Here is a 14,767-nt window from a genome sequence, read left to right as displayed (position 1 = left end):
CGAACCCGCATCATGCAGATTCATCGATCCGATAGTGTTTCAGGCTGTTCGCGGTATCACTACCGCAGTGCAGGGGTCAACGCCCAAAACGCAACTTCACTATCTTGTCATAGAGCACTTCACCCGCGCAATTCCGGGGACGGTGGCTGTGAGGGAACTCTCAAGGACGGCGCGAACCCGAATCATGCCGGTCCCCATTCTGACGGCGCTGCGGAACTTCCCCAAACTGCATCATCCTACCGGTGCTCGGCTGTTACGGTCCGAACATGCGGAAGGGCCGCAGTTCCGAAGAACTGCGGCCCTAGCCGGTGGTACTCAGTGAGTCAGATCAGGCGTTGATCTTGGTGACTCGACCGGCGCCGACGGTGCGTCCACCCTCGCGGATAGCGAAGCGGAGGCCGTCCTCCATAGCGATCGGCTGGATGAGCTCGACCGACATGTCGGTGTTGTCGCCGGGCATGACCATCTCGGTGCCCTCAGGCAGCGTGATGACGCCGGTGACGTCCGTGGTACGGAAGTAGAACTGCGGACGGTAGTTCGAGTAGAACGGGTTGTGACGTCCGCCCTCGTCCTTGCTCAGGATGTAGACCTGAGCTTCGAACTTGGTGTGCGGGGTGATCGAACCCGGCTTCACGATGACCTGACCGCGCTCCACGTCTTCGCGCTTGGTGCCGCGCAGAAGCAGACCGACGTTCTCACCTGCACGGGCATCCGGCAGGGTCTTGCGGAACATCTCGATGGCGGTGACGGTCGTCTTGGACGACTTCTCCTTGATGCCGACGATTTCGATTTCGTCGTTCGGCAGGAGGACGCCACGCTCGACACGACCGGTGACGACGGTTCCACGACCGGTGATCGTGAAGACGTCTTCAACAGGCATGAGGAACGGCTTGTCGACATCGCGCTCCGGCTCGGGAACGTTCTCGTCGACGGCTGCCATGAGTTCCTGAACGCTCTTGACCCACTTCTCGTCGCCTTCCAGCGCCTTGAGAGCGGACACCGGGACGACAGGAGCGTTGTCTCCGTCGAATTCCTGGCTGGAGAGCAGATCGCGAACCTCGAATTCGACGAGCTCGAGGAGCTCTTCGTCATCGACCATGTCGGACTTGTTCAGAGCCACGACGATGTAGGGAACGCCGACCTGACGAGCGAGCAGCACGTGCTCACGGGTCTGGGGCATCGGGCCGTCGGTGGCGGCAACGACGAGGATCGCACCGTCCATCTGAGCGGCACCGGTGATCATGTTCTTCACGTAGTCGGCGTGACCCGGGGCATCGACGTGAGCGTAGTGACGCTTCTCCGTCTGGTACTCAACGTGCGAGACGTTGATGGTGATGCCGCGCTCCTTCTCCTCAGGTGCGTTGTCGACCTGGTCGAAGGCGCGAGCCTCGTTGAGATCCGGGTACTGATCCGCCAGGACCTTGGTGATCGCAGCGGTCAGGGTGGTCTTTCCGTGGTCAACGTGGCCGATGGTGCCGATGTTGACGTGCGGCTTAGTCCGTTCGAAACTAGCCTTTGCCACTGGGTTCCTCCTCGTGGTTGTCAAAAGATATGCGGTTCATATCTTAGACCTTTTGTTGGTTATCTTTCATTCCGGCGACCATGTTCTTGATCACCGGGGCGACCGGAATTCGGAGATTACTCTCCGCCGCGCACCTTCTGGATGATCTCCTCGGCAACAGCCTTCGGGACCTCCGCATAGCTGGAGAACGTCATCGAGTACACCGCACGGCCCTGGGTCTTCGACCGCAGATCACCGATGTAACCGAACATCTCCGAGAGCGGGACCACAGCCTTGACGACCTTCACACCGGAAGCATCGTCCATCGACTGAATCTGTCCACGCCGGGAATTCAGGTCGCCGATGACGTCACCCATGTATTCCTCAGGGGTACGCACCTCGACGTCCATGACCGGTTCGAGAAGAACCGGGTTCGCCCGCTGGACAGCCTCCTTGAAGACCATCGAGCCGGCGATCTTGAATGCCATCTCCGAAGAGTCGACATCGTGGTAGGCGCCGTCGACCAGAGTGGCCTTGACTCCCACCATGGGGTAACCGGCGAGGGCACCGAACTGCATGGCGTCCTGGATGCCGGCGTCGACGCTCGGAATGTACTCGCGCGGAACGCGTCCGCCCGTGATGGCATTCTCGAACTCGTAAATCGTATCGCCTTCGACCTCGAGGGGCTCGAAGGTGACCTGGACCTTCGCGAACTGTCCCGATCCACCCGTCTGCTTCTTGTGGGTGTAATCGTACTTCTCGACAGTGCGACGGATGGTCTCACGGTAGGCGACCTGCGGCTTGCCGACGTTCGCCTCGACCTTGAACTCGCGACGCATGCGGTCGACGAGGATGTCGAGGTGCAGCTCGCCCATTCCGCGGATGACGGTCTGGCCAGTCTCGTCGTCAAGCTCGACCTGGTATGTCGGGTCTTCCTTGACGAACTTCTGGATGGCCGAGGACAGCTTCTCCTGGTCGCCCTTGGTCTTCGGCTCGATGGCCACGGAGATCACAGGCTCCGGGAAGGTCATCGATTCGAGAGCGATCGGGTTCGCCGGGTCGCTCAGGGTATCGCCCGTCGTGGTCTCCTTGAGACCGATGAAGGCGTAGATGTGACCTGCGAATGCCTCTTCGACAGGGTTCTCCTTGTTGGAGTGCATCTGGAAGAGCTTCCCGATGCGCTCCTTCTTGCCCGACGAGGTGTTGAGCACCTGATCGCCGGACTTGACGTGACCGGAGTACACGCGCACGTAGGTCAGCGATCCGAAGAACGGGTGCGAGGCGACCTTGAAGGCCAGAGCCGAGAACGGCTCGTCCGTCGAAGGCTTGCGGGTCAGTTCCTCTTCATCGTTGTTCGGGTTGTGTCCGATCATCGGAGGCACGTCGAGCGGCGACGGGAGGTAGTCGATGACCGCGTCGAGCATGGGCTGCACGCCCTTGTTCTTGTACGCGGAACCGCACATGACCGGGAAGGCCTCGGACTTGATGACGAGTTCGCGGATACCGGCCTTGACGTCAGCCGTCGTGAGCTCTTCGCCCTCGAGGTACTTCTCCATGAGCTCCTCCGAGCTCTCGGCGACGTCCTCGACGAGCTGCGCACGGTACTGAACAGCCTTGTCCTTGAGATCCTCGGGGATCTCGATCTCGGTGATGTCCTGACCCATCTTGGTCTCATCGGGCCAGATATAGGCCTTCATCTCAAGCAGGTCGACGATACCGGCGAAGTCGCTTTCGGCACCGATCGGCAGCTGAATGACCAGCGGCTTCGCGCCGAGACGTTCCTTGATGGTGTCGACGGTGAAGTAGAAGTCAGCACCGAGCTTGTCCATCTTGTTGACGAAGCAGACGCGCGGAACGTCGTACTTGTCGGCCTGACGCCACACGGTCTCGGACTGGGGCTCAACGCCCTCCTTGCCGTCGAACACAGCGACAGCGCCGTCGAGGACGCGCAGCGAACGCTCGACCTCGACCGTGAAGTCAACGTGACCGGGGGTGTCGATGATGTTGATCTGGTTGTTGTCCCAGTAGCAGGTCGTCGCGGCCGACGTGATCGTGATGCCGCGTTCCTTCTCCTGGTCCATCCAGTCCATGGTGCCGGCGCCGTCGTGGGTCTCGCCCATCTTGTAGTTCACGCCGGTGTAGAAGAGGATGCGTTCGGTCGTAGTTGTCTTACCGGCATCGATGTGGGCCATGATGCCGATATTACGGACCTTGTTCAGGTCGCTGAGCACGTCAAGTGCCACGGTGTCTCTCTCTCAATCGATGATTTGCTCGACTCCCCTGCGCTGCCGGCCGACAGAACTCGCGGACGAGGTCCGCCGACCGGCGCACAGGGCAGGCGATTACCAGCGGTAGTGGGCGAAGGCCTTGTTGGACTCGGCCATCTTGTGAGTGTCCTCGCGGCGCTTGACTGCTGCGCCGAGGCCGTTGCCGGCGTCCAGGATCTCATTCATGAGTCGTTCGGTCATGGTCTTCTCACGGCGCTGGCGGGAGTATCCCACGAGCCACCGCAGAGCCAGGGTGGTCGAACGAGCCGGACGAACATCAATCGGCACCTGGTAGGTCGCGCCGCCGACACGGCGGGAGCGGACCTCGAGGGACGGACGGATGTTGTCGAGAGCCTTCTTCAGGTTGACAACGGGGTCGTTGCCGTTCTTCTCGCGGGTGCCTTCGAGGGCACCGTAGACGATCCGCTCTGCGGTCGAGCGCTTGCCGTCGAGCAGGATCTTGTTGATCAGCTGCGTGACGAGCGGTGAGCTGAAGACCGGGTCAACGACGATCGGTCGCTTGGGTGCAGGACCTTTACGTGGCATTACTTCTTCTCCCTCTTCGCACCGTACTTGCTGCGGGCCTGCTGGCGACCCTTGACACCCTGGGTGTCGAGCGAACCGCGGACGATCCGGTAGCGAACACCGGGCAGATCCTTGACGCGGCCACCGCGCACGAGCACGATCGAGTGCTCCTGCAGGTTGTGTCCCTCGCCCGGGATGTATGCGGTCACTTCGATCTGGCTCGAAAGCTTGACACGAGCGACCTTGCGAAGAGCCGAGTTCGGCTTCTTGGGGGTAGTGGTGTACACACGGGTGCACACTCCACGACGCTGCGGGCTGCCCTTGAGGGCAGGAGCGTCCGATCCTGCTGTATTGACATGCCGTCCCTTGCGGACGAGCTGTTGGATAGTCGGCACTAAGCGTTCTCCATTTGCTTCTCGATAGACCTAATTCCCAATTCCGGCCACGACCGCAGTCGTCTCTGTGAACCGTGGGACATATCCGACCGGACACCGGGTGAAGCTTGGCTCCCGATGCCAGTAACCACGCGAGTCATCGACCCCTGCGCCCGGGTGTGTCGCAAGGACACGGAAGCGCAGCGACGACTTCTCGGCGGCCTGCAGCGACGACTTCTCTCAAGGATTCCGGGCCTCACAGAACACCCGGCAGGATCGATCGACGACGCAGATAACACAATCAGTCGCCTACCAGAATATCTCTCTCGAGCACGTCTGGTCAAAATGGCGATCATGCATCCTACCCCGCCCTGCCGCGGAAATCACGCTCCAGATGGTTCACCCCGAGGATCACGCCTCTCACCTCGGACGACTCAGAACCACGTCATGTTCCTCAACTGCCGTCGAACCGCACCACCCGGACACCGGCACCCGCAGCGCGACCCGACGGCCGCCTCGGCGAGAACCTGTCATCACTTTCCTTGACTCGTTCAAGAGAAGCAGGCATTCTGGTGCTGTGAACGGGACGAAGCATGAACACGACGAAGACGCCGCCGCAGCTCTGCGGCAGACGTCGCTACGTGTGACGAAACAGCGGGTCGCAGTCCTCGATGCCGTGCGGGATCACCCGCATGCGGATACCGAGACTGTGATCCGCTCGGTGCGGGAATCGCTGCCGGCGGTCTCCCACCAGGCCGTCTATGACTCGCTCCACACTCTCACCGAGGTAGGGCTCCTCCGCTGCATCAAGCCTTCGGGCTCGGTGGCTCGGTACGAGCGCCGGATCGGGGACAATCACCATCATCTGGTGTGCCGGTCATGCAGTCTCATCGTCGATGTCGACTGCACGATCGGTCAGGCTCCGTGCCTGACGCCGTCCCACGATGCCGGCTTCGTCATCGATCAGGCCGAAGTGACATTCTGGGGCCTGTGCCCCGACTGCACGGCCGCCGGTGCTCAGCTGACCGGCGACGATCAGTTCTCGGCCGTGTGACCCCGGCTTCCGTTCACCACCACCCGTCCTCTTTCGAGGACACGACTATGCCCTTTCTGCGAGGGTTGCCCATCCCGTCATCCGAGTCGTCGAACGCGACTCGACTGTGAAAGGAACACGATGACCCAGACGACCACCGGCGGCTGCCCGGTCGCCCACACTTCCACGGAGCCGGCCGCGGCGCCGGATTCCGACCAGCTGGTCAACCCCGTCCAGGGTGATGCCAACGCTCAGTGGTGGCCGAACCGCCTCAACCTCAAGATCCTCGCCAAGGGTCAGCCGGCACGCGACCCCATGGACCCTGACTTCGACTACGACGCGGAGTTCAACAGCCTCGACTACTTCCAGCTTAAGGCCGACATCGAAGCCCTGCAGAAGGACAACCAGGACTGGTGGTCCGCTGATTTCGGACACTACGGTCCGTTCATGATCCGCATGGCCTGGCACTCGGCCGGCACCTACCGCGTGCAGGACGGCCGCGGAGGCGGCGGCGAGGGTCAGCAGCGCTTCGCACCTCTGAACTCCTGGCCCGACAATGTCTCGCTCGACAAGGCTCGCCGTCTGCTGTGGCCGGTGAAGAAGAAGTACGGCAAGAAGATCTCCTGGGCCGACCTCTTCATCCTCGCCGGCAACGTCGCGCTCGAGTCGATGGGCTTCAAGACCTTCGGCTTCGCCGGCGGACGCAAGGACGTCTGGGAACCCGACAATGATGTGTACTGGGGCTCCGAGACCGAATGGCTGGGCACCGACAAACGCTACGTGGGCAACCGTGAGCTGCAGAAGCCCCTGGCGGCGACGACCATGGGCCTCATCTACGTCAACCCCGAGGGCCCGGAGGGCGAACCCGATCCGGTCAAGGCCGCGATCGACATCCGCGAGACCTTCGGACGCATGGCCATGAACGACGAGGAGACCGTCGCCCTCATCGCCGGCGGACACACCTTCGGCAAGACGCACGGCGCCGGTCCCGAATCGCACAAGGGAGCCGACCCGGAAGCCGCTCCGCTCGAAGAGCAGGGCCTGGGCTGGAAGTCCGATTTCGGCACGGGGCAGGGCAACGACTCCATCGGCTCGGGCATCGAGGTCACGTGGACCTACCACCCGACCCGCTGGGACAACGAGTTCTTCCACATTCTCTTCGCCTACGAGTGGGAGGTCTTCGAGAACGAAGGCGGACACCTGCAGTGGCGTCCCAAAGACGGCAGCGGGGACGATATGGTCCCCATGGCCCAGGGCGACGGACGTCGCGAGCCCCGTATGCTCACGACCGACCTGTCGCTGCGCTTCGACCCGGCGTACGAGAAGATCTCGCGCCGCTTCAAGGACGACCAGAAAGCGTTCGAAGATGCTTTCGCTCGCGCCTGGTTCAAGCTCACCCACCGCGATATGGGCCCGGCGACCCGTTACCTCGGCCCCGAAGCTCCGAGCGAAGAGCTCATCTGGCAGGACCCGGTTCCGGCCGGCACCCCGCTCGATGACGCCGGCCTCGAAGCCGTCAAGTCCGCCGTCCGCGAGTCCGGGTTGACCGTCTCGCAGCTCGTGTCGACGACATGGGCCGCGGCCTCGTCGCACCGCGTCTCGGACATGCGCGGCGGCGTCAACGGAGGTCGTCTCCGTCTCGAACCGCAGCGCAGCTGGGAGGCCAATGAGCCTGCCAAGCTCGCCGAGGTGCTTCCCGTGCTCGAGGGCATCGCCGAGTCCACCGGCGCATCGTTTGCCGATGTGCTGGCGATCGCCGGTGCTGTCGGCGTCGAGACCGCTGCCGCGGCGGCCGGTCACTCGATCACGGTTCCGGTCTCCACCGGACGCGGCGACGCCACCCAGGAACAGACCGATGTCGACTCGTTCGGCTACCTCGAGCCGACCCACGACGGTTTCCGCAACTACCTCACCGAGGGACTTCCGCTCAAGGCCGAGTACCTCCTGCTCGACAAGGCCAGCCTGCTGGGTCTCACCCCGCCGGAGCTCACGGTCCTCATCGGCGGGCTCCGCGTCCTCGGTGCGAACTACGAAGATTCCGAGCTCGGTGTCTTCACCGATCGCCCCGGCGAGCTGACGAACGACTTCTTCGTCAATCTGCTCGACCTCGGTAACGTCTGGAAGCCCGTCGGACCGTCAGAGACGGCCAATGTCTACGAGTGCTTCTCCCCCGAGGGCGAGAAGCTGTGGACCGGCAGCCGGATCGACCTCCTGTTCGGAGCGAACTCCGAACTGCGTGCGATCGCCGAGGTCTACGGCTCGGATGACGCGAACGAGAAGTTCGTCGCCGACTTCGTCAAGGCCTGGACGAAGCTCGTCGAAGCCGACCGCTTCGACCTCAAGCGCTGATCCGGCGACGGTCACCGAGGTGACCGACGCGTCAGCATGACGATGCCCCCACCGATCGGTGGGGGCATCGTCTTTGCTGCGCCGATATCAGACAGCGTTCACTCCTCCCGGTTGAGGACGGCGAATCCGGTGAAGATCCGGTCGAAGTGCGTGACGGCTGCGTTCTCGATCGTCGTCTCGTCGGTGTCCGCCGACGTGGTGCCAGCGCCTGCGTCCGATCCGTCGGAGTCAGAGGCGCTGCCGTCCGAGCTGGATCCGTCAGAGCTGGATCCGTCAGAGGAGCTCCCGGAGTCGGCGCTGCCGCTCTGATTACCCTGCATTCCGTTGGCCTGTCCGCCGGGCATGCCTCCGCCGTTCGATTGTCCTCCGGGCATTCCGCCGCCATTCGACTGTCCGCCGCCATCCTGAGCACCGCCCTGTTGGCCGCCCATTCCACCGGGTCCGTTCTGGCCTCCCGGGCCCTGACTCGTCCCCGAATCGTTCGTCGCCATGGCCGCCGATGCACCGATCGCTCCTCCGGCGAGACCGCCGACGACGAAGAGAGCCGATCCGGCGAGCACTGCGGGGATGAGCGGGACGCGTCGCTTCTGCTTACGTGGTCCCTCGGAACCGCCGGACTGGGCGATCGGAGCGGACCGGTCATAGGGGTTCACCCACGGCCGCTGTCCCTCCGGGCTCCCGGCCCGCGGATCGGGTGCCGAGCGGGTCGTCTGCTCGCCCCATTCGTTCGCTCTGCCCTGGACCCCCGGATCCGATTGCATCGCCCAGTTGGGTCCGGCATGAGGTCCTGCCGTGCCCTCCTGAGCTTCGACCCTACGGGTGCTGTCTGCGGCGTTCGGGCCCGACGCTGTGTTCTCCGCGTGGTTGCGGTCCGGACCGGGGTTCTGGTCGGGGTTCTGGTTCTCGGTCATGGAATCTCCTCTGGTTGTCGGTGATTCCACTCTCCGCCGACTCGCTGTAGCCCCTCCCAGTCGTGCCTGTGGCCAACCTGTGCGACTCGCCTCAGGCGGCAGGCAGGCGCAGCTCGAAGCTCGTACCAGCGTCCGTGGTCGACATCGAGATGCCGCCGCGCATGAGTTCGACGAGTCCGGCGGCGATCGACAGTCCCAGCCCCGAGGAACCTCCCTTGGCTCCGTCCTGCCGTGCCCGCGAGGGGTCTCCACGCACGAAGCGGTCGAAGACCCGGTCCCGGATTTCGGGCGGAATGCCCCCACCGTCGTCGCTGATGCGGATCGCCACGACATCGCTGGGCAGCTGCCCGGAGACCGGCTTCCGGGCCGCCAGTGCCTCGACGTGCACGCTGGTGCCCGGGGGCGTGTGCACACAGGCGTTGGTGAGCACGATCGACACGACCCGACGGACCTGATCGGCTGCTCCGCGCACCTCGAGGGCCTCCGGGGGAACATCGAGGGAGATCGAATGGTCGGGATTGACCACATGGGCGTCCTCGACGAGTTCGACGAGCAGGGAGGAGACGTCGACGGTGTCCTCCCTCGTCGGCTGGTGGCCGGCTTCGAGTCGGGCGAGGAGGAGGAGATCATCGACGAGGGAGGACATCCGCATCGCTCCTGAATCGATCTTGCCCAAGGAGGTGGCCACCTCGGCGGGCAGATCATCACGGTACGGGCGGGTGAGGTCGGCCCAGCCGCGGATCGTCGCGATCGGAGTGCGCAGCTCATGGGAGGCGTCGGCGACGAAGCGGCGCATCTGCTCCGTGCCGCGGTAGCGCTCTTCGAGGGCGGAGCCGACGTGGTCGAGCATCCGATTGACCGAGGCTCCCACATCGCCGACCTCCGTGCCCGGCACCGCCAGCTCGGCGGGAACCCGCAGCGCGAGCTCGGGTTTGCCGGCGCTCAGCTCCAGGTCGGCGACCTCCCTGGCAGTGCGGGCGACGTCGCGCAGGTCCCGCAGCTGGCGGTGGATGATCACCGCCATGAGCGCAGCCGTGGCGATGACGCCGATGAGGACGACGAACGCGGTCGTCCAGGCGGTGCGTTCGAGCGCGGAGTCCACGCTGCCCTGCGGGACACCGTAGACGGTGGTGGTTGCGCCGTCATCGAAGGCCACGACCCGGTAGGCGCCGAACCCGGGCACCCGCACGGACTCATGGGCGGATTCGCCGCCGTGAGCATCGACGTCGAGCAGGGCATCGATCGCTTCGGCGGACAAAGAGCGCGGACGGGTCAGCCCCGCCTCGGCGATGAGCCCCTCTCCCCCGTCGCCGGAATCGACGACGACGAGAGCTCCGTCGCCGACCCCCGGCTGGAAGAGATAGCGCAGAGCCGAATCGACCGCCGCCACCGAGTCGTCGCCCCCACCGGAGGCGCCCGGATTGCCGCTCGTCCCGGGGCCCGCACCGGGGCCGTCACCCGAGCGTGCATGCGAGGTCATCGACGTCAGCTGGGCGTCGAGGTCGGTCATCAGAGATCCGCGCACGCTCAGCCAGGAGGCGGTGCCGATTCCGGCGCCGACGAGGAGGAGGACGAGACCGGCGAGGACGATGAGCCTCGTCTGCAGCCGCCAGCGACGCAGAGTCACTGTTCCGCCCGCATGATGTAGCCGGCCCCGCGCTTCGTGTGGAACAGGTTCGGCAGGTCCGGGAACGGCGCGTCGATCTTCTTCCGCAGATAGGAGACGTAGAGTTCGACGATGTTGCCGTTGCCGCCGAAGTCGTAGTCCCACACGCGGTCGAGGATCTGGGCCTTCGACAGCACCACCCGCGGGTTGCGCATGAACAGCAGCAGCACCTCGTATTCGCGAGCCGTCAGCTCGATCGGATGGCCGGCGCGGGTGACCTCGTGGGAGCGTTCGTCGAGTTCGAGGTCACCCACGCGCAGCACATCATCCTCATCGACCGGACCGTTCGAGGCCCCCCGGCGCAGACGCACCTCGATCCGGGCGATGACCTCATCGAGGTTGAACGGCTTCGTCACGTAGTCGTCCCCGCCCAGCCGCAGACCCGTCAGCCGGTCATCGACCTCGTCTCTGGCAGAGAGGAAGACCACCGGAGTGTCGATGCCCTCGGCTCGGATCTTCTCGATCACGGCGAACCCGTCGAGGTCGGGCAGCATGACGTCGAGGACGATCGCGTCGAAGCGTTCGCTCCTGGCCAGCGCCACGGCCTCGCGGCCGGTGCCGACTCCCTCGGCTTCCCAACCTCTGACGTGGCAGGCCATGACGAGGAGCTCGGAGAGGTTCGCCTCGTCGTCGACGATGAGGATGCGCGCCGGCGGATTCGCTGTCGGGTTCATAGCTCGATTATCCCCTCAACCCGCACTGAGATCGTAGAGCGAAACGGAGTCGACGGTCGTCACCTCATAGTTCGCCTCCACCCAGGCCGCGATCTGGGACGAGGCGGAGTCCTCGTTCCCGCCGCCTGGACCCTGACCGCCGCCGGAGCCCGATCCGATGTAGTAGTGGATCTTGCCGTCGGTCACGAGCTGTTTGAACTCGGCGAGGGTGGGCGATGGATCGGTGCCGTTGAACCCGCCGATCGCCATCACGGGCTCTTCGAGCGCGAGTTGGTATCCCGCCGCCTGATTCGCCCCCGTCGTCGCAGCCACCCACGTGTAGTCCGCGGCATCCTCTTCGAGCAGCTGCGTGAGTTCGTCGGAGGGTTCGGAGGCGCCCAGCAGACCGCCCATCCCGCCTCCTCCGCCGGGCATCCCCCCGGTACTGCCCGTGCCGGCTTCGGAATTGCGTGTCCCACCGGGCGTGCCACCGGTCGTGCCATCCGTGCCGCCGGCGCCTCCGCCGGGTCTGACGCCGCCGCCGGGCATTCCGCCACCGCCGGGTCCACTGCCCATGCCCGAGCTCGTGCCGGCGATCGTGACGATCGATCCCTGCGTCGTCCCGGCGATCGTGCGCACGGCCAGCTGAGCCGGAATCGCAGCGCTGCCGAGGATGGCCAGCGCGACGAGCACCGAGGCGAGCGCCGTGCCGATCCGCCGGTGCGCGGTGACGATGAGGACCAGAGCGCCGAGGATCGAGACGATGAGCACGCACCAGCGCAGGACGCCCGGGACCCCGGTCATCTGCGAGCTGATGATGAACTGCCACGCTCCGGTCAGGGCCCAGGCCACCGCCAGCAGCAGACGTGGGAGGAATCCATCACGGGCGAGCAGCACCGCGACGCCGAGGCCGATGACGGCGGCGATCGCGGGAATGAGCGCAACCGTGTAGTACTCGTGGACGATCCCGTTCATATTCGACAGCACGAGCCACGTGACGATCAGCCATGCACCCCACATCAGCAGTCCCGCGCCGAGGCTGACTCCGCCGATTGCGCCGGACGCGCGCACCGCGAGGCCGGCGTCCTTCTCACCGTCCGTGACGGTGTCCGGGATGGTGTCCGTCGAACGTGTTCCGGTCGGAACGGTTCCGTCCGTGACGGTGGGGACACGGCGACGGCGGGCCGCCTCGGCGAGGATGAGGAGAACGATCGTCACGATCAGGAGGAACAGTGCGGTGGGCAGGAACCACGACACCTGCTGGCCGAAGCTGCCGGTGAACAGGCGGGTGACGCCCGTCTCGCCCCATCCGCCGCCCTGGCCGCCGCCTCCTCCGCCGACCGACCCGGTCTCGTTGCCGGTCAGCCGTCCGAAGCCGTTGTAGCCGAAGGTGAGCTCGAGGAAGGAGTTCGACTGCGAGCCGCCGACGTAGGGTCGGGAGCCTGCAGGGGTGAGCTCGACGAGGGCGATCCACCAGCCGGCGCTGACGATCATCGACCCGAGCGGGACGAGCAGCCACAGCAGACGGCGTGGCCAGGAGGTGCGGGCGAAGAGCACCCAGGACACAGCGAGGCCGGGGACGATGAGGAGGACCTGGAACTGTTTGGTCAGGAACCCCAGGCCGAGGCAGACTCCGGCGAGGATGAGCCAGCCGGCGATGCGGCGGGACGGGCGTCGCCGGTGGGCCTCGGTGAGCGTGCGCAGGGCGTGCTGGGTCGCGACGACCGCACCGATCATCAGGGTCACGAGCAGCGCGTCCGGGTTGTTGAACCGGAACATCAGCGCCACGACCGGGGAGACGGTGAAGATCACGCCGGCCCCCAGAGCGGCTGCCTTCTCAAGCCCTGGTCCGACATGGGACCGCAGGCTCAGCCGCACCGAATGGACGATGAGGAGCACACTCACCCCGGCCAGGAGGACCTGGGGCAGGAGCATCGAGAACGAAGAGAAGCCGAAGACCCGGGCGCTCAGGGCCATCAGCCACAGGGAGGCCGGGGGTTTGTCGACGGTGATCGCGTTCGCCGAGTCGAGGGAGCCGAAGAGGAACGCCTCCCAGTTCTCCGATCCGGCCTGCACAGCCGCCGCATAGAAGGAGTTCGCCCACCCGTTGGCCGTGAGGTTGGCGAGGAACGCCGCGATCGTGCCGAGTGTGAGCACGGTGAGTGTGATCGGGTACCAGTGCCGTCGCAGTCCGCGGGTGCGGGCATATCGGGTGGGGGTCTCAGACATGGTCGATGTCCTTGTCGTTCGGGAGCGCCGTTCCGGCTGCAGCAGTCGTAGTGGCGGGGTGGACGCTCTGGTGGGAACCGCGGGCGAAGACCCATGTGCGCATGAGCACGAACCGGACCACGGTGGCGGCGAGGTTCGCCGCCGTCAGCACGGCGAGCGTGCCGACAGTTGCCCAGGGTCCGGAGAATCCATCTGCGACAGCCAGACCTGCCGAGGTGAAGGCCAGGCACAGGCCGAAGGCCGCCAGACCCTTCAATTGGGAGGTCAGTCGGCGGTGCGGGGATCTCACCCCGAAGGTGTGGCCCCGGTTGAGGGCGGTGTTCGCGATCGTCGAAAGGAGCAGCGCAATGATGTTCGCCGTGGGTTCCGAGACGAATTGGATGCCGAGGAGGAACAGCACGGCGTAGAGCACGGTGCTGATGATCCCCACGTCGATGAAGTGGAGGATCTGCGCCCCGGTGTTCGGTGCCGGGACTTCGTGACTGGTCCGGATGCGTCCGCCCGTGCGCAGCCGGACGATGCCCTTGATGTCCTTCCACGCCGTGCTGACCACGTCGACGGAGGAGTCGGGGTCATCCGTCCAGTCCGTGCCGAACTCGTGGATGCGGTACCCGGCCCACTCGGCGATAGCGAGCAGCTCCGTGTCGAAGAACCACTCGCTGTCCTCGACCTGCGGGAGCAGGTCTCTCGCCGCACGCTGCGACAGCGCTTTGAAACCGCATTGAGCGTCGCTGAAGCCGACTCCGAGGCTGAGCTTGAGCAGTCGGTTGTAGCAGCGGGAGATGATCTCGCGTCTGATGCCGCGTTCGATCTCGAGACCCGGCTGCAGGCGCGAGGCGATGGCCACATCGGCCAGTCCCGAGCGGATCACCTCGACCATCGGCTCGAGGACTCGGATGTCGGTGGCGAGATCGACATCCGTATAGGCGACGATATCCGCCGTCGAGGACTGCCACACCCGGGACAGTGCGCGCCCGCGGCCTTTCTGCTCGAGCCGCACGTATTCGACGTTCGGGTGTTCGGCCGCTAGCGCTGCGGCGATTCTCGGGGTCGAATCGGTGCTCGCATTGTCGGCGATGATGATCGTGACCTCGATTCCGCGACCGGTATCGGCGGCGAGGAGAGTCTCGATCGAGACGGCCAGCGAAGCCTCCTCGTTGTAGACCGGGACGACGAGGTCGACGGTCGTGGGCGTTCGCAGGGACGGGGCTGCTGGGTGCGCTGCGGGCTGGTTCCCGGCGCTGCTCTCGTATCTCATG

Annotated in this window: 11 protein-coding genes; 2 read left to right on the top strand and 9 right to left on the bottom strand. The window is 65.1% G+C overall.

The window, feature by feature from the left end:
- Window positions 1-328 precede the first annotated feature (328 nt).
- The 4 genes from tuf to rpsL form a co-directional block, all read right to left on the bottom strand.
- Window positions 329-1,522 carry an elongation factor Tu gene (gene tuf / locus ACOZ9V_RS06050; RefSeq protein WP_173156442.1) on the bottom strand — a complete coding sequence of 398 codons (1,194 nt, stop codon included), beginning with the start codon at window positions 1,520-1,522 and terminating at the stop codon, window positions 329-331.
- Between the two features lie 116 nt (window positions 1,523-1,638).
- Window positions 1,639-3,744 carry an elongation factor G gene (gene fusA / locus ACOZ9V_RS06045; RefSeq protein WP_434594457.1) on the bottom strand — a complete coding sequence of 702 codons (2,106 nt, stop codon included), beginning with the start codon at window positions 3,742-3,744 and terminating at the stop codon, window positions 1,639-1,641.
- A 99-nt stretch (window positions 3,745-3,843) separates the two neighbouring features.
- Window positions 3,844-4,314: a 30S ribosomal protein S7 gene (gene rpsG / locus ACOZ9V_RS06040; RefSeq protein ID WP_039206341.1), complete on the bottom strand. Its 471-nt coding sequence runs from the start codon at window positions 4,312-4,314 to the stop codon at window positions 3,844-3,846.
- Window positions 4,314-4,688 carry a 30S ribosomal protein S12 gene (rpsL, locus tag ACOZ9V_RS06035; protein WP_025777935.1) on the bottom strand — a complete coding sequence of 125 codons (375 nt, stop codon included), beginning with the start codon at window positions 4,686-4,688 and terminating at the stop codon, window positions 4,314-4,316. Before rpsL ends, rpsG begins: the two co-directional genes overlap by 1 nt.
- Before the next feature lie 556 nt (window positions 4,689-5,244).
- Here rpsL and ACOZ9V_RS06030 point away from each other — a divergent pair.
- Window positions 5,245-5,721: a Fur family transcriptional regulator gene (locus ACOZ9V_RS06030; RefSeq protein WP_172173602.1), complete on the top strand. Its 477-nt coding sequence runs from the start codon at window positions 5,245-5,247 to the stop codon at window positions 5,719-5,721.
- Between the two features lie 120 nt (window positions 5,722-5,841).
- Window positions 5,842-8,049 (top strand): catalase/peroxidase HPI, encoded by a 2,208-nt coding sequence (katG, locus tag ACOZ9V_RS06025; RefSeq protein ID WP_434594455.1) that lies wholly within the window; start codon window positions 5,842-5,844, stop codon window positions 8,047-8,049.
- A gap of 98 nt (window positions 8,050-8,147) precedes the next feature.
- Here katG and ACOZ9V_RS06020 read toward each other — a convergent pair whose 3' ends face one another.
- From ACOZ9V_RS06020 to ACOZ9V_RS06000, 5 genes are all read right to left on the bottom strand, one after another.
- Window positions 8,148-8,960: a hypothetical protein gene (locus tag ACOZ9V_RS06020; RefSeq protein ID WP_434594453.1), complete on the bottom strand. Its 813-nt coding sequence runs from the start codon at window positions 8,958-8,960 to the stop codon at window positions 8,148-8,150.
- Between the two features lie 91 nt (window positions 8,961-9,051).
- Window positions 9,052-10,587, bottom strand: coding sequence for a sensor histidine kinase (locus ACOZ9V_RS06015; RefSeq protein ID WP_434594451.1), 1,536 nt, complete (start codon window positions 10,585-10,587; stop codon window positions 9,052-9,054).
- A complete protein-coding gene (locus tag ACOZ9V_RS06010; protein ID WP_139468560.1) occupies window positions 10,584-11,300 on the bottom strand; it encodes a response regulator transcription factor in 717 nt (238 codons plus the stop codon). The genes ACOZ9V_RS06015 and ACOZ9V_RS06010 overlap by 4 nt, the downstream gene beginning before the upstream one ends.
- Before the next feature lie 15 nt (window positions 11,301-11,315).
- The gene (locus ACOZ9V_RS06005) at window positions 11,316-13,508 is read right to left on the bottom strand and encodes an ArnT family glycosyltransferase (protein ID WP_434594449.1); all 2,193 of its coding nucleotides are present in this window, start codon (window positions 13,506-13,508) and stop codon (window positions 11,316-11,318) included.
- Window positions 13,501-14,766, bottom strand: a complete 1,266-nt coding sequence (locus ACOZ9V_RS06000) for a glycosyltransferase (RefSeq protein ID WP_181271781.1) — start codon at window positions 14,764-14,766, stop codon at window positions 13,501-13,503. Before ACOZ9V_RS06000 ends, ACOZ9V_RS06005 begins: the two co-directional genes overlap by 8 nt.
- Window position 14,767 lies beyond the last annotated feature (1 nt).

Source organism: Brevibacterium sp. 1718 (genome assembly GCF_051131255.1).
Lineage (GTDB): Bacteria > Actinomycetota > Actinomycetes > Actinomycetales > Brevibacteriaceae > Brevibacterium > Brevibacterium sediminis.
Note: the sequence above shows the minus strand (reverse complement) of the source record. Positions and strands in the feature narration are given on the sequence as shown.